This window comes from Agromyces solani (assembly GCF_058349925.1).
The window spans coordinates 316,605-337,839 of sequence record NZ_JBYRER010000003.1; the positions used below are offsets into that span (position 1 = coordinate 316,605).

A 21,235-nucleotide genomic window follows, 5' to 3' on the forward strand; every position below is an offset into this window, starting at 1 on the left:
CCCCTGTTCAGGCGTTTCATTCCGCGTCGGCTATACTGGAAGGTCACGCGAAAGGAGGTGACATGCGAAGGATCGGAATCATCCCCACGACCGTCATCATCGCGGTGTGGGTGTTCGCAATCGGATTCACGTTCGGTTACCTGAACGAGCTCGAGGCCGGCTCGACGTCGTCGGCGACGAGTGCGGGGCTGCTCTCCGGAGCTGCCGCCCTCGCGCTCGGTGCCGCCACATACCTCGTGGTGAAGCTCGTGCGTGCCGTGGCCCACGCCCGGCGCGGGCACGACGCGAAGCACGCGGGCTGAGGCCCGGGCGGTCGAGGGCGCTGGGCGCCCGACCGCGCCTCATCGGCCGGGGAGCGATGGTCGCTCCCCGGCCGACGTGCGTCTCGGAGGCGGGCTCCTCGTGACGAGTGCGATGCAGCTCGGCTCAGCCGGTCGCCCGCGCCAGGCAGAACCGCCGCACGGGTTCGGTCGGCACGAGTTCGGCGAGCTCGGCGTACTGCGCCGACGCCTCGGCCCGCCGACCGGTGCGCCAGTCGAGGTCGGCGAGCGCGAGCCTCGCATCGACCGCCGCGTACGGCGCCGAGCCCTCGGCGAGCGCGCGCAGTTCGCTCGACACCCGCCGCAGCAGGGCCGTGCGCTCCCCCGACGGCGGTGCGAGGAGGGCCCGATGCAGCTCGGCCGACAGCCGGGCGACCGTCACCGACGGGGCACCCCAGACCCGCTCGAGCGCGCGGTAGAAGCCGACGACCCGGTCCCAGTCGGTGTCGGCGAAGCTCGGTGCCGTGCTGTGCAGCCCGGCGATCGCCGCCTCGAGCACGAAGCGCCCGTCACCGCGCTCGGCGGCCGCGGCGGCATCGTCGAGACCGGCCTCGATGAGCCGTCGGTCCCACCGGAGTCGGTCGACCTCGTCGAGCGGCACGGCCGCCCCCGCCGCGTCGAGCCGCCCCGGCGGGCGGGCGAGCCCCAACCGGATCACCGCCCGGAGCCCGCGCACCTCGGCGTCGTCGGGGTACTCGGCCACGAGCGCGTCGGCGATCGAAAGCGCCTGCCTGCCGAGGTCGTCGAACGGCGTCTGCGGATCGAGCACGTCGCGATGCGCGTGAACATGCCGGCCACGCTCGCGAGCACGACGGGCAGCCGCACCCGCCGCTCGGGCGCCTCGGGCACGTGGAACCGCCCGCGCGCCTCGGCGAGCGCTCGCTTCGCACGGGTCAGCCGGGCGGCCGCCGCCGACGGCTGCACGCCGAGATGCGCCGCGATGCGCGGCACGTCGAGCCCGCACACGAGCCGCAGCGCGAGCACGAGCCGCGCCTGCTCGGTGAGTGCCGGGTCGCACGCGACGAAGAGCAGGGCGAGGCGGTCGTCGAGCGCGCCGCCGACGGGCAGGTCGTCGAGCCGGGATGCCTCGGCCGAGGCATCCTCGTCGCCCTGCAGCATCGCGAGGTCGGCGGCGACCCGCTCGGCGTGGCGCTGCTCGGTCGCCGCACGCCGGCGGTCGTCGAGCCACGCGCGCTTGCCGACGGTGATGCACCAGGCGGCGAGCGAGCCGAGGGGCGGGCCGTCGCCGGCTCGGGCGACGGCCCGCGCGACGGCCTCGGCCGCGTACTCCTGCGCGTCGTCCACGCTGCCGGTGTAGGCGGCGAGGGCGCGCACGATCCGCGGCCAGGCGTCGACGAAGTCCTCGCCGAGGCCGGCGACCGACTCGCTCACGAGGTGGGGAACACCTTGCGCCACTCGATGTGCCCGCCCGTCGGCACGAGCGCCGCGATCCGCCGCGCGACCTGCTCGTCGTCGGTCTCGACGAGGTAGTAGCCCGAGACGACCTCGGTCGTGTCGGGATAGGGCCCGTCGGAGTAGACGGCGTCGTCGAGCACCCGGTCGCCGGCGCCGGGGGTGACCCGGCCGCCGTGCCGCGCATTCTGCAGCGCGGCCCCGCCCACGAGGCGGGCGCCGAGCTTCACGACGGCCTCCTGGAACGCCTTGTGGGCCGGGAAGTTCGCCTCGGGCTCGCCGCCCGGCACTCCGCCGCCGGTGTTGAGGAACGCGTCCGAGTCCCAGTCGGGCTCGTGGATGAGGTACATGTACGTGTCGGTCATGGCGTCTCCTTCGTCTGCCCTCGCGGGCCCGTGACGACGTTCGTCACACCATGGTGACGAACTCGGCCGCTCGAAATCGACATCGGGCATAAAAACATCCGCCGGTTGCGCAGCGCAGCCCGTGCATCGACATCGAACGGGCAATGGTTGCCCGCCGCGCACCCGGCATCGGACCACCATTGCCCGTTCGTTGCTCCGACGTCGGCGGGGAGCCTGCCGCTCGGGTGCGAAGGATCAGAGGTTCGCCGTGAGCCGTGCGAGCTCGGCGAGCCGGTCGGCCCGGTCGCGCGGCACGCCGGGCACGCCCGGCCGCTGCTGGTCGGGGCGCGGGCCCGCGAGCGGCCGGTAGGCGACGCCGCGGCCGTCGAGCCAGGCGAGGTAGTCGGGCAGGCGCCGGGCGAAGTCGTCGGGGTCGACGGGACCGCCGTTCCACGCGACCTCGGCGAACGCGCCGAGCCGCGGGAACACCGCGTAGTCGAGCCGGTCGCGACCGTCGAGGTGCTCGCACCAGACGTTCGCCTGCACGCCGACGACACGGTCGGCGAACCACGACGACGCGTCGGCTGGGACCGGGTCGAAGGTGCCCACGTCCTCGAGCGAGAGCACGGTGCCGACCGGGATCGGCTCGTCGTCGCGGTCGGACTGCCGGTAGTCGAAGTAGGTCCAGAGGTCGGGGCACAGGACGACGTCGTGCCCCAGCCGCGCGCCGAGCTCGGCGCCGACCGGCCCGCGCCACGAGGCGACGACCGCGTCGGGTGCGGGATCGCGGCCCTCGAGCATCTCGTCCCAGCCGACGACGCGGCGGCCGTGGCCGCGCAGGCGATCGGCGATGCGCGCGAGGAACCACGACTGCAGCTCCTCCTCGGAGGCGAGCCCGCGTTCGGCCATCAGCTCCCGCGTGCGCGGGTCGGCGCGCCACCGGTCCTTGCGCACCTCGTCGCCGCCGAGGCCGATGAACTCCGAGTCGAACACCTCGCACATTTCGTCGAACACCGTGCCGATGAACTCGAGCGTCGACTCCTCGACGTTCAGCACCTCGTCGCTGATGCCGAACCGCGGCCACGGCTCGGCGACGCGCTCGCGCACCGCGTCGGCGCCGCCGACCCCGAACTCGGGATACGCGGCGAGGATCGCCTGCGCGTGCCCGGGCACATCGACCTCCGGCACGATGCGGATGCCTCGGCCCGCCGCGAATCGCACGAGCCCGCGCAGCTCGTCCTGGGTGTACCAGCCCTCGTGCTGGACCCCGTCGAGGGTCGAGCGCGGCCCGTGGCCGAGCTGCGTCTGCGAGCGCCGGCCGCCGACCTCGGTGAGCCGCGGGTAGGCGCGCACCTCGAATCGCCAGCCCTGGTCGTCGGTGAGGTGCAGCTGCAGCACGTTGATGCGGTGCGCCGCGAGCAGGTCGATGAACCGCTCGATCTCTGCGACCGGACGGAAGCGCCGTGCGACGTCGAGCATGACGCCGCGCCACGCGAAGCGGGGGGTGCCGTCGAAGCGCAGGCCTGACGCCGTGGAGTCGGTCGAGTAGGCGCGGAGCGCCGTATCGAGACCTTCGCCGTCGTGGTCTCGATACGCTCCGCTACTCGACCGACTCGGAGCGGTCACGCGCCCGCCGCCAGCTCGCGCGCACGGGCGAGCGCGGCGTCGGTCGCGCGGTCGAAGGTCTGCTTGAGCTGCGCCTCCTCGAGCACGGCGACGGCGCGCTCGGTCGTGCCCTTCGGGCTCGTCACGCGGCGGCGCAGTTCGGCCGGCTCCTCCCCGGAGTCCGCGAGCAGCTCGCTCGCACCCCGGAACGTGCCCTGCACCATGACCGCGGCCTGCTCGGGCGTGAAGCCCTTGTCGATCGCCGTGGCCGTGAGCTGCTCGATGAGGTAGAAGACGTACGCGGGCCCCGAGCCCGAGATCGTCGAGAGCGCGTCGAGCTGCGCCTCGGGCACGACGAGCACCTCGCCGACGGTCTCGAAGAGGGCGACCGCGAGCGCGAGGTCGTCGTCGCTCGAGCGCGTCCCCGGCGAGACGCCCGTGACCGCGCGCCCGACGACGGCCGGTGTGTTCGGCATCGTGCGGATGACGCTCACCGAGTCGGGCAGCAGCGACTCGAACGTCGCGACCGTGACCCCGGCGGCGACCGACACCACGACCGTGCCGGGCTCGAGCGCGTCGGCGACCTCGCGCAGCAGGTCGGGCACCATGGCCGGCTTCACCCCGACGACCACGACCTTCGCACCGGCGACCGCGCGGCGGTTCGCCGAGGCATCCTCGTCGGTGGAGTAGCTGGTCACGCCGGGCAGCCCGGCCAGCGCCGCCGCCTTCGCCGCGGTGCGGTTCGTCGCCCGGATGCCCTCGGCCTCGACGCCCGGCCGGAGGAGGCCCGAGAGGATGGCCCCCGACATCGATCCGGCCCCGAGGAAGGCGATGACGGGCAGCTTCACGACGGCGTCGGCACTCATGCGACCATCCTAGGTTTCGTGAACGCGGCCGATCTCGAGCGTCCGTAGGATTGACGCCATGAGTGCATCCGGCGGTACGAAGGCGATCATCGCGGCGTTCCTCGCGAACCTGGGCATCGCGATCACGAAGCTCATCGCGTGGGCGGTCTCGGGCTCGGCCTCGATGCTCGCCGAGGCGGTGCACTCGTTCGCCGACTCGGGCAACCAGGTGCTGCTCATCTTCGGCGGCCGCAAGGCGCGCAAGGCGGCCGACAAGGAGCACCCGTTCGGCTACGGCCGCGAACGCTACGTGTACGCGTTCATCGTGTCGATCATCCTGTTCGCGGTCGGCGGCGTGTTCTCGATCTACGAGGGCATCGACAAGCTGCAGCACCCGCACGAGCTCGAGAACATCTGGGTGCCGATCGCGGTGCTCGTCATCGCGATCGTGCTCGAGTCGTTCTCGCTGCGCACCGCGGTGAAGGAGTCGAACCACGTGCGCGGCACGCAGAGCTGGGTGCAGTTCGTGCGTCGTGCGAAGGCGCCCGAGCTGCCCGTCGTGCTGCTCGAGGACATCGCCGCCCTCATCGGCCTCGTGTTCGCGCTCTTCGGCGTCGGCCTCACCGCGATCACGCACAACCCCCTGTTCGACGCGATCGGCACGCTCATGATCGGCACGCTGCTCGTCGTGGTCGCGATCGTGCTCGGCATCGAGACGAAGTCGCTGCTCGTCGGCGAGGGCGCCGGCGACGACGACGTGCAGAAGATCGAGCAGGCGATCCTGGCCGGCCCCGAGGCCGAGCGGATCATCCACATGAAGACCCTCTACCTCGGGCCCGACGAACTGCTCGTCGCCGCGAAGCTCGGCTTCGCCTCCGACCAGAAGCTGCTCGAGGTGGCCGCCGCGACGAACGTCATCGAGCAGCGCATCCGGCACGCCGTGCCCGCCGCCCGCGTCATCTACGTCGAGCCCGACGTCTACGTCGACCCGAACCAGTCGACGCCGCCGACCGACGCGATCGTCATCAAGGGCCTCGAGTGACGGAAGCGCCGCGGGCCGCGCGGACCGCGCTGGTCCTCCGCCACGACTCGGCGATCGGCCTCGGCAACCTCGGCCCGGTCCTCGAGGCGAACGGCTACGAGGTCGTCACGGTCGACACCCCGAGGGCGGATGTCTCGGGGCTCGACCCGCTCGCCGCCGACCTGGTCGTCGTGCTCGGCGGCGACGAGGCGGTCTACGAGACCGACCGCTACCCGTACCTCGCCGACGAGCTCGCGCTGCTGCGCGAACGCATCGCGGTCGAGGCGCCGGTGTTCGGCGTGTGCCTCGGCGCGCAACTGCTGGCCGAGTCGGTCGGCGGCCGTTCGTACAAGGGCGACCGCAAGGAGGTCGGCTGGCTCGAGGTCGAGCCGACCGCAGCGGGCGCCGCGTCGCCGCTCCGGCACTTCGCGGGCGTGCCGACCGTGCAGTGGCACGGCGACACGTTCTCGCTGCCCGACGACCCCGGCATCGTGCATCTCGCCTCGTCGCCGCAGTACGAGAACCAGGCCTTCGCGAAGGGCGACTGGCTGCTCGCGGTGCAGTTCCACCCCGAGGTCGACGACGCCATCCACGACGAGTGGCTCGAGGCGTGGGGCGACGAGCTGCCCGAGCACGGCACGAGCCGCGACGAACTGCGCGCCGGGCATGCCGAGCACGGACGGCGCGCGCAGGAGGCATCCGCCCGGCTCTTCGGCGAGTACCTCGCGGGGCTCGACGCCCGCGCGGCGACCGTGCGACCCCGAACGGCGACTCCCGGCGACCGGTGAGTCCGACCCGCCGTCGGCACCCCGCCGTTTCAGGAAGAAGTGCGCTGCTCAGGACGTTTCTCGCGAAATCGTCCTGAGCAGCGACCCTCTTCCTGATTCGGGACTCAGAAGTGGGTGCCGCCGTCGATGCGCACCTCGGTGCCGGTGATGAACCGGCCGTCGTCGCTCGCGAGCATCGCGACGACCGACGCGACCGTCTCGGGGCCGGCGAAGCCCTGGCCGAGCGCGGGCTGCAGCTTCATGAAGAGCATCATGTCGGCGTCCTCGGGGAGGCCGGGGCCCTGGCTCTGCTTCGACTCGCCCGAACCGTCGGTCATGCCCGACGAGATCGAACCGGGCTGCACGGCGGTGAAGCGGATGCCCTGCTTGGCGTACTCGGCGGCGAGCGCGTGGGTCATCGACTGCACGCCGCCCTTGCTGGCCGCGTAGGCCGCCATGTACGGGTGCGCGAACGCGGCCGAGGTGGAGCTGAAGTTCACGACCGCGGACCCCTCGCCCTCGAGCAGCGCGGGGATCGCCTCGCGGATCACGAGGAAGGTGCCGGTGAGGTTCACGCGGATGACCTGCTCGAACGCGTCGAGCGAGGTCTCGTGGGTGTGCGACGAGCGCAGGATGCCCGCCGCGTTCACGAGCGCGTCGAGCCCGCCGAGCCAGGCCACGGCGTCGGCGACGCCGGCCTTCACGGATGCCTCGTCGGCGATGTTCATCGTCACGGTGTGCAGGCGCTCGGCGGCGTCGCCGGCCTTGGCGACGGTGTCGGCGAGGCCCGCGGCGCTGACGTCGGCGGCGACGACGCGGCCGCCCTCGGCGAGCATGCGCAGCACGGTGGCCTGGCCGATGCCCGAGCCTCCGCCGGTGACGAGTGCGCGGCGACCTTCATAGCGGTTCATGTTTCGACCTTTCGAGAGTCCGGATGGTTTGCTACACGTTACGCCGGTATGGCATGACGTGCCACTATGTCAAACCACGACCAGCCGCGGAGTATTTCGCGTACGCTTCGAGGGTGGACCGCACCGACCCCGCCACCGCGCCGGCCGCACCGACGCCGACGCTCACCGCGCGACGCAAGGCCGCGACCCAACTCGAGATCGCCCGTGCCGCGGCGGTGCTCTTCACCGAGCACGGCGCCGACCAGGTGACCGCCGAGGCGATCGCCGCGAGCGCGGGGGTCTCCCTGCGTACGTTCTATCGCTACTTCCGGACCAAGGAGGATGCGGTCGGGCCGCTCCTCGCGGGCGGCGCCGACGCCTGGCAGCGGGCCCTCGCAGCGACGACGGGCAACCCCGTCTCGGCGATCCCCGCGGTCATCGAGGCGCAGCTCACGCCCGACGACGAGGTCGGCCACGAGGGCCTGCGATGGACCCGCGGGCTGCTGCGCGCGGCCGCCGACGATCCGGCCCTGCTCACGGTGTGGCACCGGGTGAACCACGACTCCGAGGCGCGGCTGCGCGGGATCATCGCGGGGCTCGCCGACGGCGCCGACCCGTTCGAGGTGCGCCTGGCCGCGGCGGCGGCGACCGACGCGGTGCGCGTGGGGCTCGAGGCGTGGGCCGCGGGCGACGGGCCCGATACCGGCCCGGGCTCTCCCGCCGACCTCGCGGTGCGCGCGTTCGAGCACCTCTCGCGCGGCATCACGCTCGCGCCGGGGTCCGACCCCGCTGCTTGAGGAGCGCCGCTACGGGCGGCGCAGCGGGTCCTCGAAGAAGTCGAGCAGCAACCGCGCGGATGCCTCGGCCTCGACCCCCGCGTAGACCTCGACCCGATGGTTGAGCCGCCGGTCGCGCAGCACGTCGTAGAGCGAACCGGCGGCACCGGCCTTCTCGTCCCAGGCACCGAAGACGACCGTCGGGACCCGCGCGGCGAGGATCGCGCCCGCGCACATGACGCACGGCTCGAGCGTGACGACGAGCGTGCAGCCCTCGAGTCGCCAGTCGCCCGTCGCCTCGGCCGCACGGCGGAGCGCGAGCACCTCGGCGTGCGCGGTGGGGTCGCCGTGCAGTTCCCGCTCGTTGCGGCTCGATGCGACCACCCTGCCGCCGGCGTCGACGACGACGGCGCCGACCGGCACGTCGCGGGTCGCTGGCGCCTGCGCCGCCTCGGCGAGCGCGAGCGCCATCCACTCGCGGTGGATCGCCGGCCCCGAAGCATCCATGCCGCTCTCCCCTCGCCGAACCCCCGAACAGGCCGACATTCCCGGAACAGAACGCGGGCCCCGCAATCTAGAATCGAGCCTATGCGAGTCCACGTTGCCGACCACCCGCTCATCACCCACAAACTGACGGTGCTCCGCGACGAGAACACGCCGTCGCCGGTCTTCCGCTCGCTCGTCGAAGAGCTCATGACCCTGCTCGCCTACGAGGGCACGCGCGGCGTTCGCGTCGAGCCGGTCGACATCGTGACTCCGGTCGCCCCGACCACCGGCGTGCGCATCGCCGACCCGAAGCCGCTCATCGTGCCCATCCTGCGCGCCGGCCTCGGCATGCTCGAGGGCATGGTGAAGCTGCTGCCGAGCGCCGAGGTCGGCTTCCTCGGCATGGCCCGCGACGAAGAGACGCTGCAGCCGACGACGTACGCCGAGCGGCTGCCCGACGACCTCTCCGACCGGCAGTGCTTCGTGCTCGACCCGATGCTCGCGACGGGCGGGTCGCTCAGCGCGGCGATCGAGTTCCTGCTCGCGCGCGGCGCGACCGACGTCACGGCGATCTGCATCCTCGCGACGCCCGAGGGGCTCGAGGCCGTCGAGAAGGCGCTGCACGGCCGCGAGGTGACGCTCGTGCTCGGCGCGATCGACGAGCGTCTCAACGAGCACGGTTTCATCGTGCCCGGCCTCGGCGATGCGGGCGATCGCCTCTACGGCACGGTATAAGCACGACTCCTACCTCTGCCGCTCGCAGGATCTGCGAGCTTGGACACGCCGGGGCGCAGTACCGATGAGGAAGATTTCTGAAATTCGCTCCTTGTCGAAGATTCTTTGATGCGGGGCATCCGGCTGTCTGAATCCTCCGGATGCCTCGCGCTGGCGCGCACCGGCTGCGACGTCATACCCCGTCATCCGAGGGTCACGAATTGACACACGCTCGACTCTCGGATTTACTCGCACCCATGACTGAGAACGCACGCTCCCTGACCACCCGCGAGGTGAACAGGACGACCGGCATCATGATGTCGGCGCGTGCGCCCATGTGTTGTCGAATGTGCCGCTGACCGCGACTCGACCGCCGAGTTCCGCAGCCGACCCGCATCCCGGTCGACACGGACTCCACTGAACCTCCCGGCTCTCGGGGGTTCGCCCGGCCGTATCGGCCTCTCGTTTCCGACCCCGCTGATCGGGGTCGTCTGCAGCACCCTTCGACTCGCAAGGATCCCCGTCATGTCTCTCGCTCTCGCCACCACTCCCGTCGCCCCCGCCGTCCGCCCGGTGCAGGCCCGCACAGCTCCGTCGCTCACCGCGGCCCCCTCGGCCGCGCCCCTCCGCTCGCTCTCGACGGCCGTCACCGCCGAGACCGCGTCGGTGCCCGCCCGCCCCGCCGCTCCGGCCCCCCGCGTCCGTGCCGTGCCCGAGGGCACCGAGGCCCGCGGCTTCGTGCTCTACGTCGGCATCGACGAGGCGAAGGCCGCCGAAGACGGCACCACGCTCCACCGCATCGTCGAGGCGCTGCGCGCCCTCACCGCCGAGGTCTCCCCGTCGTCGGAGACCTACGCCGCCGTGGCGCTGGCGCCCGAGGGCGCGGGCGGTCGCGACGTCGACGTCGTGCGCCTCGCCCTGCAGGACCCGGCCGCGCTCGCCAAGCAGCGCGAGGGCAAGGGCACCCGCAACGACGCCGACCGGCACCCGAACGGCGTCATCATCGACATCTCGCGCAAGCGCGTGCTGCTCGACGGCGAGGCCGCCGGCCTCACGTACAAGGAGTTCGAGCTGCTGCAGTACCTCGTGCTGCGCGAGGGCCGCACGATCGACCGCCACGAGCTCATCGAGAGCCTCTGGGACGCCGACGACGAGGCCCCGAGCGAGCGCACGATCGACGTGCACGTGCGCCGCCTGCGCTCGAAGCTCGCCCACTACCAGGACATCGTGCGCACCGTGCGCGGCGTCGGCTACCGCTTCGACCGTCACGCGGATGTCTCGATCCGCCAGGCCTCGACGCCGTCTCCCGACCTCTACTGAGCGTCGAGCCGGCGGCCGCCTCACCGGTGCAGGACGAGGCGACGCGCACGCTCGCGGGCACGGAACCGCTCTGCTCATCCTGTACGTCGTGGACGCCGCCGCGCACCCCGCTGGTCGCTCACTCCTCGATGGGCGGGGGTAAGCCCGTGCGGCGTGTGTGTGGTCATGTGGTCATGTGGTCGCGCAGGGTGTGGTCATGTGGTCGCAGTTGGGGAAGGCGACCCGCTTTCGGAACCGGCTCAGCAAGTTTCGAGACGCGTGCTCCTTCGTCGCTGGCTCCTCAACCAGCGGGCGGGGTCGCGCGCGCGACGTGACTCCGGGCGTGGGCGACCGCGAGGCCGAGGTCGTCGAACAGGTGGTTCTGGTGCCTGAGCGACGACACCACGCCGACGCGCGTCGCGACGCCGAGGTGGTCGGCCCGGATGCCCTTGACGAGCACCGTGACGCCGCGGCGCTCGAGCGCCGTGATGAGCTCGGTGATCACCTGCGCGCCCGTGGCGTCGAGCAGTTGCAGCTGCGACATCCGGATGATCACGACCTCGATGCCGCGGATGTCGCCGACGCGCTCGAGCATGCGCTCGGCCGCACCGAAGAAGAGCGCCCCCTCGAGCCGGAACAGGGCGATGCGCTCGTCGCCCGGCTCCGCGGGCGGCGGCAGCTCCTCGCGGTGCACCCCGCTCGACCGCGACAGGGCGCGCAGCGCGAAGAACGCGGCGACCGCGATGCCGATGAGCACGGCGTAGATGAGGTCGAAGCTCACCGTGATGACGGCGGTGACCACGAACACGGCCGCATCCGACCGGGTGGAGCCGAGAACCGTGCGCACGGTCGCGACGGAGATCATGCGCGTGGCCGTGACCATGAGCACACCCGCGAGCGCCGCGAGCGGGATGACGGCGACGACCGCGCCCCCGACGAGCACGATGACGAGCAGCAGCAGCGCGTGCACGACGGCCGCGAGCCGCGTGCGTCCGCCCGAGCGCACGTTGACGGCCGTGCGCGCGATCGCGCCCGTGGCGGGCATGCCGCCGAACAGCCCCGCAGCGACCGAGGCGAGGCCCTGCCCGACGAGCTCGCGGTCGGCGTCGTACGGCCCGGTGTCGGAGATCGATGCCGCGACGCGCGCCGAGAGCAGCGACTCGATCGCAGCGAGCGCCGCGACCGTGAGCGCCGCACCGACGAGCCCCGTGACCGTCGACCAGTCGGCGGTCGGCAGGGTCGGCGCCGGCAGTCCGGCCGGCAGCTCGCCGATGGTCGCGACCGGTGCCTGCGCGAGCACCGCCACGGCGCTCACGACGATGATCGCGATGATCGAGCCGGGCAGTTTCGGGTGCAGCCGCGGAGCGACGAGCATGATCGCGGCGACCACCACGACGATGGCGATCGACCACGCGGCATCCGGCCATTCGACCGACGCGAGCGACTGCACGGCGGCCACGGCGGCGTTCGTGCTGTCGCCGGGCGCCGCGCCGACCGCGGCCGGCACCTGCTGCAGGAAGATGATGATCGCGATGCCGAGCGTGAACCCCTCGATGACCGGCCATGGGATGTAGGTCACCGCGCGACCGAGCCGGAGCACGCCGGCCACCACGACGACCACCCCCGCGAGCACGCCGACGAGCGCGAGCACGCCCGCACCGTGAGCCGCGACGATCGGGGCCAGCACGACGACCATCGCCCCCGTCGGCCCCGACACCTGCACGTTCGAGCCGCCGAACACCGCGGCGACGACGCCGGCGACGATCGCCGTGACGAGTCCGGCCTCGGCGCCCGCGCCCGAGCTGACGCCGAACGCGAGTGCGAGGGGCAGGGCGACGATGCCCACGGTGATGCCCGCGACCACGTCGCCCCGCCAGGTGCGTCGCAGATCGCGGTAGTCGGCCGCGCTCGGCAGCAGCGTGACGGCCGAGCGCCCGAGTCGGGCGAGGGCGCCGGAACGTCGGGGGCCCCCGGCGCCGCCGTCGGCGGGCGTCGCCCCGGTCACGAGCCGACCGCTGCGGGCGGGATCTCGGGCAGTCCCGTGCGCTCGACGAGCTGCCGCTCGGTGGTCTGCAGGATCTCGCCGAGCAGGGCCCGGGCGACGCGCAGGAGGTCCGCGACCTGGGGATAGGCGAGCCGGTAGAACACCTGGTTGCCTCGCCGCTCGGCGACGACGAGCAGGTTGCGCTTGAGCACGGCGAGGTGCTGCGAGAGGTGCGAGGCCTCGAGGCCGGTCGCATCGAGCAGCTCCGACACGGATGCCTCGGGGTTCGCCGAGAGCACCTCGAGCACGCGCACCCGAAGGGGGTGCGCGAGCCCCTTGAACAGGTTCGCCTTGACTTCGTAGAGCGGCCGATGGGCGTCGGGGTGGGGCACGAGGCATCCTTCACTTGATGGATTGATGAATCCATCATGCGCTGAGATCGGCGCCTGGAAAAATCACAGAACGATAACTAGCGCCTGTTACCGATCCGTTATATATTCGGAAGTGCGCCGGCTGTTTGCTGTGGCGGACGGCGCGGAATGTGATTGCAGGACACTCTTGGTGCAAGGGAGAGGGCCGGTCGTCAGCCTCTACGACCGGCCCTCGACCGTTCCCCCCTGCGCCGTCTCCCGCGGTTCCCTATTGTTGGATGGGTCAATCCGTCGAAGGGAGCCGGCATGGCCGATCGTGCGACCACCGTGGCCGCGTGGGAGTCGCTCTTCCGCGCGCAGGTGACGATCATGCGGGCGCTCGCGGCCGAGTTCCCGAGCGACGTGATCTCGCTCAACGAGTACGACGTGCTGTTCAACATCTCCCGCTCGCCGGGCCGTCGGCTGCGCCTGAAGGACCTCAATCGGAACGTGCTCATCACCCAGCCGAGCGTCAGCCGCCTCGTCGACCGGCTCACGGCGCGCGGGTACGTGACGAAGGCCCCCGACCCCGCCGACGGACGCGGCACGATCGTCGGCATCACGGAAGAGGGCTTCGCCCTGTTCCGCCGTGTCGCCGTCTCGCACATGGACGCGATCAACCGCCAGTTCGGCGACATCCTCTCGGAGGACGAGCTCCGCACGCTCATCGAGCTCTGCACCCGCCTGCGCGCAGACCCGATGCGAGCCGACACCCTCCCGACCGACGAATAGGCGAACTCCCGAAGAAGGGTCTAGACGCGGAGGAGGCTCTCCGAATAGCCTCAGCCTCAAGTTGAGGCTTGGCTTGGGGAGGCTGCCGTGGACTATGTGCTCGTCACATTGCAGGCCTGCGTCGTCATCGGCGCGATCGTCATGGGTGTCCGGACCGGCGGCCTCGGCCTCGGTCTCTGGGGCGTCGTCGGCACGGTCATCCTGGTGTTCGTCTTCCAGTTGCCGCCGGGGTCGATCCCGGTCGACGCCTTCTTCATCATCATCGCGGTGATCACGGCGTCGTCGGCGATGCAGGCGGCGGGCGGCATCGACTACCTCGTGTCGATCGCGTCGAAGATCATCCAGGCGAACCCGAAGCGGCTGACCTACGTCGCCCCGCTCGTGGCCTTCGTCTTCACGGTGCTCTCCGGCACGTCGAACATCTTCTTCGCCCTCATCCCGGTGATCTACGAAACGGCGTACCGCAACGGGCAGCGCCCCGAGCGCGCGCTCGCGTCGTCGACCGTCACCTCGGGCCTCGGCATCACCGCGAGCCCCGTGTCGGCCGCCATGGCCGCCTACCTCGTGCTCATGGACGGCACCGGGTACGGCCTTCCGCAGATCCTGCTCATCACGATCCCCGCGGCGATCGTCGCGTGCATCGTCACCTCGATCGTGCAGCAGCGCGTCGGCAAGGACCTGCTCGACGACCCGGTGTTCCTCAAGCGCGTCGAGGAGGGCACCGTCGAGGTTCCCGCCGCGCTCAAGGCCCGCTACGAGGCCAAGGTCGGCGGCGGCACCGCCGGCGGCACCGCCACGGCCGTGAAGACCGGCGGGCCGGAGACCCCGGCCGAGGCGAAGCCGGTGCGGATCGAGCACCCGGTGCCCCCGGGCGGCGCGGTCTCGGCCTGGATCTTCGTCGCCGGCACGCTGCTCATCGTGCTGCTCGGCCTGTTCCCGAGCCTCCGCCCCGCGTTCCCCGATGAAGAGGGCGAGCTCGTGCCGATCGGCATGTCGACCGTGATCGAGATGGTCATGTTCACGGTGGCGCTCGTCATCATCCTCGTCCGCAAGGTGAAGCCCTCGGCGGTGGTCGAGCAGCCGCTGCTGAAGGCCGGCTTCGTCGCTGCGGTCGCCCTGTTCGGTATCGCCTGGATGGCCGACACCTTCATCTCGGCGAACGAGGAGACCATCATCGAGCCGCTCGGCGCGATGATCGAGGCCAACCCGCTGCTGCTCGCGGTCGCCCTCTTCATCGTCTGCGGTCTCACGACGAGCCAGTCGGCGACCACGAACACGATGATCCCGATCGCGCTGGCCGCCGGACTCGCCCCGGGCATCATCACCGCCATGTGGCCGTCGCTCATCGGCGTCTGGCTCTTCCCGGCCAACGGCTCGCAGATCGCCGCGGTCGAGACCGACCTCACCGGATCGACGAAGCTCACACAGGTGCCGGTCTGGCACTCGTTCACGATCCCGATGCTCGTGTCGTGGGTCGCCGTCGTGCTCGCCGGCCTGCTGATCCAGCTCGTCGTCCCGGCCTGATCCACCACCCGAACGGAGCGGGCGAGCGCCCGCTCCGTTCGGCACATCCCGGACTTCCGATCAGAAGCACCCATCGAAGGAGAGACCATGTCCGAGACCGATGACCTGAAGCGCGCCGCCGCCGACCTCATGCCCGAGGTGATCGATCGGCTCGAGGGGCTCGTTCGCATCCCGTCCGTCGCCTTCCCGGGCTTCGACCCCGAGCCGGTGCACCGCATGGGCGAGGCGGTCGTCGAGCTCTTCGAGGCCGCGGGGGCCGAGGGCGTGCGCCTCCTCGACGTGCCGGGCGGTTACCCGTGCGTGTACGCCGACCTGCCCGGGCCCGAGGGCTCGCCGACCGTGCTGCTCTACGCCCACTACGACGTGCAGCCGGCGCCCGAGAGCCAGGGCTGGTCGAGCTCGCCGTTCGAGCCGGTGACGAAGGAGGACGGCCGCATCTACGGTCGCGGCGCCGCCGACGACAAGTCGGGTCTCGTCATCCACTACGGCACCCTGAAGCTCATCGGTCCCGACCGGCCGTGCCGCATCAAGATCCTCGTCGAGGGCGAGGAGGAGACGATCTCGCACCTCGAGGACTTCGTCGAGGCCAACCCCGAGCTCTTCGCCGCCGACGCGTACGTCATCGGCGACATCGGCCCGCAGCAGGTGGGCCGCCCCGGTCTCACGACCGCGCTGCGCGGCGACGTCGCCTGCACGGTCACGGTGCGCACGCTCGCCAACCCCGTGCACTCGGGCATGTTCGGCGGCGCGGCCCCCGACGCGATGACGGCCATGATCCGCATCCTCGACACCCTGCACGACGAGCACGGCGACACGGTCATCCCCGGCGTCGACAGCTCGTCGTGGAGCGGCGCAGACATGGACGAGGACGTCTACCGCGAGGGCTCGGCGATCCTGCCCGGCGTCGACTTCCTCGGCACGGGCTCGCTCTCCGACCGCATCTGGGCGAAGCCCTCGGTCACGGTGCTCGGCATGGACCTGCCGAACACCGCCGAGGCCTCGAACGTGCTGCTGCCGTCGGTGACGGCGAAGCTCTCGATGCGCATCGTGCCCGGCTCCGACGGCGACGCGCAGCTCGAGGCGCTCATGTCGCACCTGCGGTCGCAGCGGCCGTGGAACTGCGAGGTCGAGGTCGAGAAGGTGAAGGTGGGTCACGCGTTCGCGGTGGATGCCTCGCACCCGGCCATCGTCGCCGCCGAGAGCGCCCTCGCCGACGCCTACGGCGCGCCCGTCGAGAACATCGGCAGCGGGGCCTCGATCCCGCTCGTGGCCAGCCTGCAGAAGGTGTCGCCGGGTTCGGCGATCATCCTCTGGGGCGCCGAGGACACCGCGCAGTCCCGCATCCACGCGTCGGACGAGTCGGTCGACCCCGGCGAGATCGAGCGCATGATCGCGGCGCAGACCCTCTTCATCAGGGGCGTCGCCGAGTCGGCGCAGTCCTGATCCGTGGGTGACCGAGGGGTGAGGTGCCCGTGAGCGCTGAGCAGCCGCCGGCCCGGCCGAACGCCGACGGGAGCGCCGCGGGCACACCCGAGAAGCGCATGACCGTGCTGCAGGCGACCTTCATCGGCGTCGGCTCGATGGTGGGCGCGGGCATCTTCGCCCTGCTCGGTGCCGCCGGCGCGGTCGCCGGCTCAGCCGTCTGGGTGTCGTTCCTCATCGCGGGAATCATCGCCGCCCTGCAGGGCTACTCGTTCGCGAAGCTCGGCGCGAAGTACCCGTCGGGCGGCGGCATCCTCACCTACCTCTCGAAGGGGTTCGGCGAGGGCCATCTGACGGGCATCGGCTCGTGGCTGTTCTTCACGGCCGGTTCGATCGTCGTCGCGATGATCGCGTCGTCGTTCGGCGGCTACGCGAGCTCGGTCGTCGCGGGCGGCGACCCCGGGTGGGCGAAGGTGCTCGGCGTGCTGCTCATCGTGGTCATGTCGTGCCTGAACGCGGTCGGCTCCCAGGTCGTCGCGCGGGTGCAGTCGGTGATCGTCGTCGTCGTGCTCGCGATCCTCGTCGTGTTCGCGGCCGTCACGATCGCGAACTGGGACCCCGCCCTCCTCGACCCGGCCGGGTACCCCGGCCTGCAGCAGATCATCTCGAGCGTCGCGCTGACCTTCTTCGCGTTCCTCGGATTCGGTGTCATCACCTTCACCGCGAAGGACCTGCCGAACCCGTCGCGTCAGCTGCCGAAGGCGATCTACTTCGCCCTCGCGATCGCGACGACGATCTACGTCGCCGTGTCGCTCGGCGTCTTCGGCACCCTGACGGCCGAGCAGGTGGTCGAGTACGGCACCACCGCCCTCGCCGAGGCCGCGAAGCCGACGCTCGGCCAGGCCGGGTACGTGCTCATGGTGATCACCGCACTGTTCTCGACGACGGGCGCCGTCAACGCGGGCCTCTACCCGTCCATCGGCATGACGCAGCACCTCGCGTCGGTCGGGCAGTTCCCGCCCGTCTTCGGCCGGTCGTTCGCGAGGTTCCCGTTCGGCCTCATCGTGATGGCGGTGCTCGCGACCGTGCTCGTGGTCGGCTTCGACCTCAACAAGATCGCGTCGATCGGCAGCGCGGTCGCGCTGCTCGTCTTCTCGGCCGTGACGGTGGCGCACTTCCGCATCTTCCGCGAGACGGGGGCGAACATCGTGGTGCTCGTCGTCGCCCTGATCGCGACGCTCGGCACGTTCGTCGTCTTCTGCACGACGACCCTCGTGAACGAGCCGGCCACGGCGATCGCGCTCGTCGCGATCATCGTCATCGCGACCGTCGTCGACTTCGCGTGGAAGGCCGCCGCCCGTCGCCGGACGACGGCCGCCTGAGCGCACGCCGCGAGCCCCCGGACGCGCTGTCGTCCGGGGGCTCGTCGCTGCCCGGTGCGGGGCACGGCGGAATGGGATTGCGGCACGACGATGGGGTGGGAACCCTACCTCCCACCCCATCGCGGTCTCGCGAAGAGACCGTCCCGCCGAGCGACCCGAACTGAGCTCGGCGAGCTTGGACCCGAGCGATCGATAGGGACATGTTCCGATCGCTCGGCCGTCAGGGGCAACGGGCCGGTCCGGTCGGGTCTGGACTCGGGTTGTGCTGGAATCGTAACCGCCCTCCCGACCACGGCGCATCGCCCCGAACGGGGGGATTCGCCCGGAGCGCCGGATTGTGGACGATCGGCCCTCCGCCCGGGTCGATCAGGGCCAGTCGACGGATGCCTCGTAGCCGGCGTGGTCGCGCAAGTAGGCCGCGATGAACGGGCACACGGGGACGATGCGCTCGCCTCGGGCCACCGCGTCGTCGAGCACGTGCTTCGCGAGTCGGCTGCCGAGCCCGCGGCCCTCGAACTCGGGCCGGATCACGGTGTGCGTGAACACGATCGAGCCGGGCAGCAGCCGGAACTGCGCGAAGCCGGCGCGTTCGCCGTCGACGACGATCTCGTACCGGAGACGGTCGTCGAGGCGCGTGATCTCGACGACGGCGGCGGGCCCGGCGGCGCGTGCCCCGCTCACGACTCGACCGGCTCGATGCGGTCGGCCCCGGCGACCTGGTCGACGGTCGTGGCCGACGGCGAGGCATCCCCGTGCTCGACCGCGATCTTGCGCGGCTTCGCCTTCTCACTGACGGGGATCGTGACGCTCAGCACTCCGTTCGTGTAGCTCGCGGAGATGCGGTCGGTGTCGACGCCCTGACCGAGGTTGAGCTGCCGCAGGAACGAGGCGGCCTCGCGCTCGCGGGTGATCCACTTCACGCCGTCGCCGGTCGTCAGGGTGCGCTCGGCGCGGATGGTGAGCAGCTGGCCGTCGACGTCGATGTCGACCGATCCGGGATCGATGCCCGGAAGGTCGGCGGTCAGCACGTAGTGGTCGCCGTCGCGGTAGAGGTCCATCGGCATCCTGCGCGGGCCGCGCCGGGTGTCGAAGAGGGCGGACGCGACCCGGTCGAGGTCGCGGAACGGGTCGTAGGCGGTGGACATCTTTCCTCCTGGTCGATGATGTTGAGTCGATTTGGCTCAACTCTCTATCGACCACAACGCCGTGCTCCGTCGGAGATTCCGCGTCGGCTTGCGCCGACAGCGAACGGCCGCGACCGACCTCGTGGATGCCTCGGCCGTCGTCCGCGTCATCCCCGTGCCGATGGTGGTGCCGGTGGCCGGACGTCGTCGCGACGAGCGCGATCAGCCACGCGAAGACGAGCGCGAAGGCGATGATCTCGAAGACCGTCAGGTTGAACCAGCCGAGCAGGTCGTAGCCGACCATCGCGAGCAGTTCGATGACGAGCGCGAGGTACGAGAAGCGCACGAAGCCCCGCGGCATGCGTCGCGCGTACCAGCGGGTGCCGAGGCAGAGCGACGCGAACGCGGCGGCGGCGAGCAGCGCGAACGCGTTGTGCAGCAGGGGCACCCGATCGATCGGCACCGCCCCGACGCCCATGAGCCCGAAGCCGACGAGGCCGATGTGCACGCGCATCGAGGTGCGGGCGCCGCGGCGGATGCCGAACCCGCCGAGGGCGAGCGCCCGCGTCAGCGCACCCGAGAGGCCCGCCATCCCCGCACCCGACACGACGACCGCGACGTTGAAGCAGGCCGCGGCGAGGTCGTTCGACGTGCCGAGCGTCGAGAAGTTGCGGGTCCACCAGTCGCCCGTCGGCGTGATGCTCATGCTCGCGAGACTGCCGGCCGCGAGCAGCATCGCGACCAGGTTGAAGGTGCGGTAGGCCTCGTGGTCGATCGCGTGCCGGTGCAGTCGGTACGTGCCCGCGCCGAACGCCCCGCCGAGGAGCATGCCGAAGAGGCCGTGTCCGCCGGGCAGCGGGTCGAAGGCGTCGGCGGTGAAATGCACGGCGAGCAGCGCGAGCGACGCCCAGGCCAGCCCGTTCGCGATCGCGCGGGCGCCGGGTCCGAGGCCCGGCAGGCGGAGATGGGCGACGGCCGCCAGGCTCGCCCTCGACGCCGAGGCGACGAGCAGCGCCGCGCACACGGCGGCACCGCCCGCGATCGCCGGAACGACCCCGGCCGGGTCGAGCGCACCGCGCTCGAACGCGCCCGCCGACCCGAAGGCCGCACCGTCGTCGAACGCCCGGTAGAGCACGATCGAGACGGCGGCCGCGATCAGCAGCGCGTAGAGGCGCCGCACCATCGACGCGATGCGGGCATGGCGGGCATCGGCCGGGACGGCGGCGAGCGGCGCCGGCTCGGCGACGGGGTCGGTGAGCGCGACGCGGTCGGTGAGCGCGACGGCCGACCACGAGGCGGGCGGCGCCGCGCCGGCCGATGCGGCGATGACGGCCGGGACGGTGAACGCCGGCGACCCCGCGGGCAGCACGATCAGCCGGCCGTGCCCCTCACGGTCGGTCGCGCCCGGCTGCATCGCTCCGAATGATGTTGCGAGCCCCCGGGCGAATGAAGCGGAGAACCTCTCCGCGATCGCACCCCGCATCGGTCGAATCCTTCACGGAAATCGGACGTCCTTTTGAGCCTAACCACCGCGTTCGCGCGGTGCCATCGTACGGATCGGGTGGAATCCGACGCGGGAGCCGCCGGAATCGGCCCCCGGCGAGCATCGCCGTTCCGCCCCGGCGGTTGCTTGGATACACTAGGGGGGTATCCCATGGCGAGGAGGTGGCCGACGATGCTCGATCGGATCCGCCGCGCCGCGCTGCCGGCCTCGCGCACCGTACGGGCGACGTTCGCCGGCGTGTTCGCCATGGCGATGCTCATCGTCGGCCTGCTCGCGATGCATGCGACCGGCTCGGGTCCCGAGCACACGGCGCACGCGGCCCCGTCGGCCGCCCACCACGCCGAGCCCGCGGCGACGGGCGCCGACGATCCGCACGGCACGGGGCACGAGGCCTCCACCCGGATCGCCGATCCGGCGCTCGACGACCTCGGCGGCTGCGCCCTCATGATGCTCGGGTGCGGCATGTTCGCGGCGGCGGTCGCGCTGCTCATGGCCGCGGCGCCCGGCACGATGCGCGGCGCCGCGCGCGCACTCGAGCCAGTGGTCGAGCGGCTGCGGAACCCGGCGCCGCCACGACCGCCCAGTCTCGTCGCCCTCTCCATCAGTCGGACCTGAATCGACGCCGCCCGGCGGCCGTAGCCGTGGCATCCCGTACCGGCCTGCGACCCGCCGC

The 21,235-nt window shown here is 71.7% G+C and carries 23 protein-coding genes; 12 read left to right on the plus strand and 11 right to left on the minus strand.

Annotated features, from left to right (window positions below; all coding sequences use genetic code 11):
* Positions 1 to 62 precede the first annotated feature (62 nt).
* Positions 63 to 302: a hypothetical protein gene (locus tag AC3RJ7_RS13870; RefSeq protein WP_491456441.1), complete on the plus strand. Its 240-nt coding sequence runs from the start codon at positions 63 to 65 to the stop codon at positions 300 to 302.
* 124 nt (positions 303 to 426) lie between these two features.
* Here the strand turns inward: AC3RJ7_RS13870 and AC3RJ7_RS13875 are convergent, their stop codons facing one another.
* From AC3RJ7_RS13875 to proC, 5 genes are all read right to left on the minus strand, one after another.
* The gene (locus tag AC3RJ7_RS13875) at positions 427 to 1,023 is read right to left on the minus strand and encodes a DUF6596 domain-containing protein (RefSeq protein ID WP_491456442.1); all 597 of its coding nucleotides are present in this window, start codon (positions 1,021 to 1,023) and stop codon (positions 427 to 429) included.
* Positions 975 to 1,712: a sigma factor-like helix-turn-helix DNA-binding protein gene (locus AC3RJ7_RS13880; RefSeq protein ID WP_491456443.1), complete on the minus strand. Its 738-nt coding sequence runs from the start codon at positions 1,710 to 1,712 to the stop codon at positions 975 to 977. The genes AC3RJ7_RS13875 and AC3RJ7_RS13880 overlap by 49 nt, the downstream gene beginning before the upstream one ends.
* Positions 1,709 to 2,098 (minus strand): YciI family protein, encoded by a 390-nt coding sequence (locus tag AC3RJ7_RS13885; RefSeq protein WP_491456444.1) that lies wholly within the window; start codon positions 2,096 to 2,098, stop codon positions 1,709 to 1,711. Before AC3RJ7_RS13885 ends, AC3RJ7_RS13880 begins: the two co-directional genes overlap by 4 nt.
* Before the next feature lie 234 nt (positions 2,099 to 2,332).
* Complete coding sequence (locus AC3RJ7_RS13890; protein ID WP_491456445.1) at positions 2,333 to 3,703, minus strand: beta-N-acetylhexosaminidase; 1,371 nt, start codon at positions 3,701 to 3,703, stop codon at positions 2,333 to 2,335.
* Entirely contained in the window at positions 3,700 to 4,548 is an 849-nt protein-coding gene (gene proC, locus AC3RJ7_RS13895; RefSeq protein WP_491456446.1) for a pyrroline-5-carboxylate reductase, read from the minus strand. The genes AC3RJ7_RS13890 and proC overlap by 4 nt, the downstream gene beginning before the upstream one ends.
* A 58-nt stretch (positions 4,549 to 4,606) precedes the next feature.
* On the opposite strand from proC, the gene AC3RJ7_RS13900 reads away from it, so the two are divergent.
* Both AC3RJ7_RS13900 and AC3RJ7_RS13905 read left to right on the plus strand, forming a co-directional pair.
* A complete protein-coding gene (locus AC3RJ7_RS13900; protein WP_491456447.1) occupies positions 4,607 to 5,569 on the plus strand; it encodes a cation diffusion facilitator family transporter in 963 nt (320 codons plus the stop codon).
* Complete coding sequence (locus AC3RJ7_RS13905; RefSeq protein WP_491456448.1) at positions 5,566 to 6,336, plus strand: glutamine amidotransferase-related protein; 771 nt, start codon at positions 5,566 to 5,568, stop codon at positions 6,334 to 6,336. Before AC3RJ7_RS13900 ends, AC3RJ7_RS13905 begins: the two co-directional genes overlap by 4 nt.
* Positions 6,337 to 6,440: 104 nt before the next feature.
* Here AC3RJ7_RS13905 and AC3RJ7_RS13910 read toward each other — a convergent pair whose 3' ends face one another.
* Positions 6,441 to 7,226, minus strand: coding sequence for an SDR family NAD(P)-dependent oxidoreductase (locus AC3RJ7_RS13910; protein ID WP_491456449.1), 786 nt, complete (start codon positions 7,224 to 7,226; stop codon positions 6,441 to 6,443).
* 113 nt (positions 7,227 to 7,339) lie between these two features.
* Between AC3RJ7_RS13910 and AC3RJ7_RS13915 the strand changes: the two genes are divergently transcribed.
* Positions 7,340 to 8,002 (plus strand): TetR family transcriptional regulator, encoded by a 663-nt coding sequence (locus AC3RJ7_RS13915; protein ID WP_491456450.1) that lies wholly within the window; start codon positions 7,340 to 7,342, stop codon positions 8,000 to 8,002.
* Between the two features lie 9 nt (positions 8,003 to 8,011).
* On the opposite strand, the gene tadA is transcribed toward AC3RJ7_RS13915, so the two are convergent.
* On the minus strand, positions 8,012 to 8,488 hold the full coding sequence (tadA, locus tag AC3RJ7_RS13920) for a tRNA adenosine(34) deaminase TadA (RefSeq protein WP_491456451.1): 477 nt from the start codon (positions 8,486 to 8,488) through the stop codon (positions 8,012 to 8,014).
* An 81-nt stretch (positions 8,489 to 8,569) separates the two neighbouring features.
* Here tadA and upp point away from each other — a divergent pair, with 81 nt between their 5' ends.
* Complete coding sequence (gene upp / locus AC3RJ7_RS13925) at positions 8,570 to 9,202, plus strand: uracil phosphoribosyltransferase (RefSeq protein WP_491456452.1); 633 nt, start codon at positions 8,570 to 8,572, stop codon at positions 9,200 to 9,202.
* A 504-nt stretch (positions 9,203 to 9,706) separates the two neighbouring features.
* Positions 9,707 to 10,501 carry a winged helix-turn-helix domain-containing protein gene (locus AC3RJ7_RS13930; protein ID WP_491456453.1) on the plus strand — a complete coding sequence of 265 codons (795 nt, stop codon included), beginning with the start codon at positions 9,707 to 9,709 and terminating at the stop codon, positions 10,499 to 10,501.
* A 280-nt stretch (positions 10,502 to 10,781) separates the two neighbouring features.
* On the opposite strand, the gene AC3RJ7_RS13935 is transcribed toward AC3RJ7_RS13930, so the two are convergent.
* Complete coding sequence (locus tag AC3RJ7_RS13935; protein ID WP_491456961.1) at positions 10,782 to 12,398, minus strand: SulP family inorganic anion transporter; 1,617 nt, start codon at positions 12,396 to 12,398, stop codon at positions 10,782 to 10,784.
* An 83-nt stretch (positions 12,399 to 12,481) separates the two neighbouring features.
* The gene (locus AC3RJ7_RS13940; RefSeq protein WP_491456454.1) at positions 12,482 to 12,856 is read right to left on the minus strand and encodes an ArsR/SmtB family transcription factor; all 375 of its coding nucleotides are present in this window, start codon (positions 12,854 to 12,856) and stop codon (positions 12,482 to 12,484) included.
* Positions 12,857 to 13,141: 285 nt separating this feature from the next.
* Between AC3RJ7_RS13940 and AC3RJ7_RS13945 the strand changes: the two genes are divergently transcribed.
* From AC3RJ7_RS13945 to AC3RJ7_RS13960, 4 genes are all read left to right on the plus strand, one after another.
* The gene (locus AC3RJ7_RS13945) at positions 13,142 to 13,606 is read left to right on the plus strand and encodes a MarR family winged helix-turn-helix transcriptional regulator (protein WP_491456455.1); all 465 of its coding nucleotides are present in this window, start codon (positions 13,142 to 13,144) and stop codon (positions 13,604 to 13,606) included.
* 87 nt (positions 13,607 to 13,693) lie between these two features.
* Positions 13,694 to 15,130, plus strand: coding sequence for an SLC13 family permease (locus AC3RJ7_RS13950; protein WP_491456456.1), 1,437 nt, complete (start codon positions 13,694 to 13,696; stop codon positions 15,128 to 15,130).
* 87 nt (positions 15,131 to 15,217) lie between these two features.
* Positions 15,218 to 16,573: a M20/M25/M40 family metallo-hydrolase gene (locus AC3RJ7_RS13955; protein ID WP_491456457.1), complete on the plus strand. Its 1,356-nt coding sequence runs from the start codon at positions 15,218 to 15,220 to the stop codon at positions 16,571 to 16,573.
* Positions 16,574 to 16,602: 29 nt separating this feature from the next.
* On the plus strand, positions 16,603 to 17,934 hold the full coding sequence (locus AC3RJ7_RS13960; protein ID WP_491456458.1) for an APC family permease: 1,332 nt from the start codon (positions 16,603 to 16,605) through the stop codon (positions 17,932 to 17,934).
* Between the two features lie 366 nt (positions 17,935 to 18,300).
* Here AC3RJ7_RS13960 and AC3RJ7_RS13965 read toward each other — a convergent pair whose 3' ends face one another.
* Both AC3RJ7_RS13965 and AC3RJ7_RS13970 read right to left on the minus strand, forming a co-directional pair.
* On the minus strand, positions 18,301 to 18,615 hold the full coding sequence (locus AC3RJ7_RS13965; protein ID WP_491456459.1) for a GNAT family N-acetyltransferase: 315 nt from the start codon (positions 18,613 to 18,615) through the stop codon (positions 18,301 to 18,303).
* Entirely contained in the window at positions 18,612 to 19,079 is a 468-nt protein-coding gene (locus AC3RJ7_RS13970) for an Hsp20/alpha crystallin family protein (RefSeq protein WP_491456460.1), read from the minus strand. Before AC3RJ7_RS13970 ends, AC3RJ7_RS13965 begins: the two co-directional genes overlap by 4 nt.
* Positions 19,080 to 19,110: 31 nt before the next feature.
* Here AC3RJ7_RS13970 and AC3RJ7_RS13975 point away from each other — a divergent pair, with 31 nt between their 5' ends.
* A complete protein-coding gene (locus tag AC3RJ7_RS13975; RefSeq protein ID WP_491456461.1) occupies positions 19,111 to 20,484 on the plus strand; it encodes a hypothetical protein in 1,374 nt (457 codons plus the stop codon).
* A 249-nt stretch (positions 20,485 to 20,733) separates the two neighbouring features.
* Positions 20,734 to 21,177 carry a hypothetical protein gene (locus AC3RJ7_RS13980; protein WP_491456462.1) on the plus strand — a complete coding sequence of 148 codons (444 nt, stop codon included), beginning with the start codon at positions 20,734 to 20,736 and terminating at the stop codon, positions 21,175 to 21,177.
* Positions 21,178 to 21,235: the final 58 nt, after the last annotated feature.